The sequence below is a fragment of the Micromonospora sp. NPDC049799 genome (assembly GCF_040656655.1).
GTDB lineage: Bacteria > Actinomycetota > Actinomycetes > Mycobacteriales > Micromonosporaceae > Micromonospora.
This window is the reverse complement of the sequence record NZ_JBFAMU010000574.1, coordinates 1-2,911: the sequence shown is the minus strand read 5'-3', so window position 1 is coordinate 2,911 and position 2,911 is coordinate 1. Positions and strand designations below refer to the sequence as shown.

4 protein-coding genes are annotated in these 2,911 nt (G+C 72.4%); all 4 read left to right on the top strand.

What is annotated here, in order from left to right; translation table 11 throughout:
- The coding region (locus tag AB0I76_RS26580) for a glycerophosphodiester phosphodiesterase family protein (RefSeq protein WP_357040872.1) at positions 1-315 on the top strand (315 nt) is incomplete at its 5' end.
- Positions 316-337: 22 nt separating this feature from the next.
- Positions 338-1,738 (top strand): MFS transporter, encoded by a 1,401-nt coding sequence (locus AB0I76_RS26575; protein WP_357040869.1) that lies wholly within the window; start codon positions 338-340, stop codon positions 1,736-1,738.
- Between the two features lie 53 nt (positions 1,739-1,791).
- The gene (locus AB0I76_RS26570; protein ID WP_357040866.1) at positions 1,792-2,505 is read left to right on the top strand and encodes a thymidine kinase; all 714 of its coding nucleotides are present in this window, start codon (positions 1,792-1,794) and stop codon (positions 2,503-2,505) included.
- Between the two features lie 131 nt (positions 2,506-2,636).
- Positions 2,637-2,911 (top strand): hypothetical protein (locus AB0I76_RS26565; RefSeq protein ID WP_357040863.1); only part of this gene is annotated, 275 nt, incomplete at its 3' end.

Genomic DNA, 2,911 nt, shown 5'->3' with positions numbered 1-2,911 from the left:
GCGGGCCGCGTCGCCACCAGTCTCGGCATGCGCGGGGTGGCCCGGCTGCGGATGGCGTCGCTGACCGGCCGGCCGCTGCGGCTGCCGCCGTCGGTGGTTGCCGCGCAGGTGCCGGTCCGCTACGGACGGGTGCGGGTGGTCGACCGACGGTTGATCGACCACTGCCACCGCATCGGCCTGCAGGTGCATGTCTGGACGATCGACGAACCTGCCGAGATGCACGAGTTACTGGACCTCGGCGTGGATGGCATCATGACCGATCACGTCGGCGTGCTGCGCGACGTCTACCGCAGCCGCGGCCACTGGGCCGCCTGACCCGCCCCGAGAAGGACCCGCGATGGCCGCAACCGTCACCCCGGCGGTGGACGACACCCCCTCCCCGTCGAGCACCCGCCGCGAGCGCACCGGCTGGTACTTCTACGACTGGGCGATGTCGGCGTTCTCCACCACGGTGATCACCGTCTTCCTGGGCCCGTTCCTCACCACGGTCACCGAGCTGGCCGCCGGCTGCGAGCTGGGCGCGGACACCTGCTCCGGGTACGTGTACCCGCTGGGCGTCAAGATCGCCGCCGGGTCGTACTTCCCGTACCTGGTGTCGCTGTCGGTGTTCCTCACCGTGTTCGTGCTACCGGTCATCGGCGCGGTCGCCGACCGGACGGCGCACAAGAAGCGGCTGCTGGCCGCCGCCGCGTTCACCGGCGCCGCCGCCACCGTCGGGATGCTCTTCGTCACCGGCGACCGCTACCTGCTCGGCGGGGCGCTGTTCATGGTCGCCAACATCGCCTTCGGCGCGGGCGTGGTCGTCTACAACTCCTTCCTGCCGCAGCTCGGCGGTCCCGACGACCGCGACGGCATCTCCAGCCGCGGCTGGGCGCTGGGCTACCTCGGCGGCGGCCTGTTGCTCGCGCTGAACCTGGTGGCGGTCAGCATGCTCGGCGAGGAGGGTAACGACCAGCGCACCCTGGACCTGGCCCGCTGGTCGATCGTGTCGGCCGGTCTGTGGTGGGCGGCGTTCACCCTGGTGCCGCTGCGCTGGCTGCGCGAGCACCCCACCGCGGAGGCGCTCGCCGCCGCCCGCGGCGGCGGGAGCGTGCTCACCGACGGATTCCGGCAGCTCGGCCGCACCCTGCGGCAGATGAAGGCGTACCCGCTGACGCTGTACTTCCTGCTGGCGTTCCTCGTCTACAACGACGGCATCCAGACCGTCATCGCCCTGGCCAGCCAGTACGGCACCGAGGAGCTGCGGCTGGGGCAGTCCACGCTGATCGTCACCATCCTGCTGGTGCAGTTCCTGGCCTTCGGCGGGGCGCTGCTGCTGGGGGCGCTCGCCCGGCGCATCGGGGCCTGGAAGACGGTGCTGCTGAGCCTCGTGCTGTGGACCGGGGTGATCCTCGCCGCGTTCCGGCTGCCCGCCGAGGCGCCGGTGCCGTTCATGGTCCTCGGTGCGGCGATCGGCCTGGTCCTCGGCGGCAGCCAGGCGCTGAGCCGGTCGCTGTTCAGCCAGCTCATCCCCGCCGGCCGGGAGGGCGAGTACTACGGCTTCTACGAGATCAGCGACAAGGGCACCAGCTGGCTCGGTCCGCTCGCGTTCGGCCTGGTGTTCCAGCTCACCAACTCCTACCGGGTGGGCCTGGTCTCACTACTGATCTTCTTCGTGGTCGGGTTCGTCCTGCTGCTTGCCGTGCCCATGCGGCGGGCCATCGTCGCCGCCGGCAACACCCCGCCCCGGGTGCTCTGAGGGCGCCGCACGCCCGCAGGACGTGGGCGGTCGATGGGTTAGGCTGCCCGACCGTGACCGACCACGCCACCTCCCCGACCTGCCTCGCGCGTCCGCTTCCCGGCCCCGACGACAGCCCCGGCGGGTGCGCCGCGGCGCGTGGCGTGGACGGGCGTCCGCTGCACGCGGCGGCGCTGAAGTTCTTCTGGGGTCCGATGGACTGCGGCAAGTCCACCATGGCGTTGCAGATGAACTACAACCACTCGCGGCAGGGCCGCCGTGGCCTGGTGACCACCCGCATCGACCGGTCGCTGGGCCCGCAGGTCACGACCCGCATCGGGCTGGCCCACGAGGCCGTCGAGGTCACCGACGACCTGGACCTGCGCGCCCTGGTCCGCGACACCTGGGCTGAGGGCGTCCGGGTCGACTACCTGATCTGCGACGAGGCCAGCTTCTACAGCGTCGACCACGTCGAGCAGATGGCCGAGCTGGTCGACAGCTACGACGTGGACGTGTACGCGTTCGGCCTCGCCACCGACTTCCGGTCCTGCCTGTTCCCCGCCGCGCAGCGCCTGTTCGAGCTGGCCGACACGGTCGCCCGCATCCAGGTCGAGGTGCTGTGCTGGTGCGGCCGCGAGGGACTGCTCAACGCCCGGGTCGTCGGCGGGCAGGTGGTGCGCGAGGGCGCCCAGGTCGTCATCGGCGACACCGTCGACACCGCCGAGGTGCGCTACCAGGTGCTGTGCCGCCGCCACTACCGCGCCGGGGAGCTGGGCCCGCGCCGGTAGACGCCGGGCACCGCCCGGCCGGTTGGACACGATTCGATCACGGCGCGAACCTTTCGGCGGGCCTGACCCCTTCCCCACGCGACGACGGCGAGCGGCGCCGGTCGCCCACGGGCACGGGGAGACACCACCACATGAGGCTCGCGTTACGACGCGCCCGAGGGGCGAAGGGACTGCTCCTCGCGGCGGCCGGGGCGACGCTGGTCGCGACCGCCGCGCTGACCGGGCTCAGCGCGTACAACGACGACGTCGTCGTCTCCGGCACCACCAGCGTGCTCGCCGCCGCCACCCCCGAGGAACGCTCGATCCTCGTGCGCGGTCCCGCCGGCGGCTCCGACGAGACGCTGCGCGAGCGGGACACCGCCCTGCGGGCCCACGTCGCCGCCGGCCTGTCCGGCCTCGACGCGCA

Coding starts and splice junctions, on each gene's coding strand:
- AB0I76_RS26575 (WP_357040869.1), top strand. CDS start 338: ATGGCCGCAACCGTCACCCCGGCGGTGGACGACACCCCCTCCCCGTCG.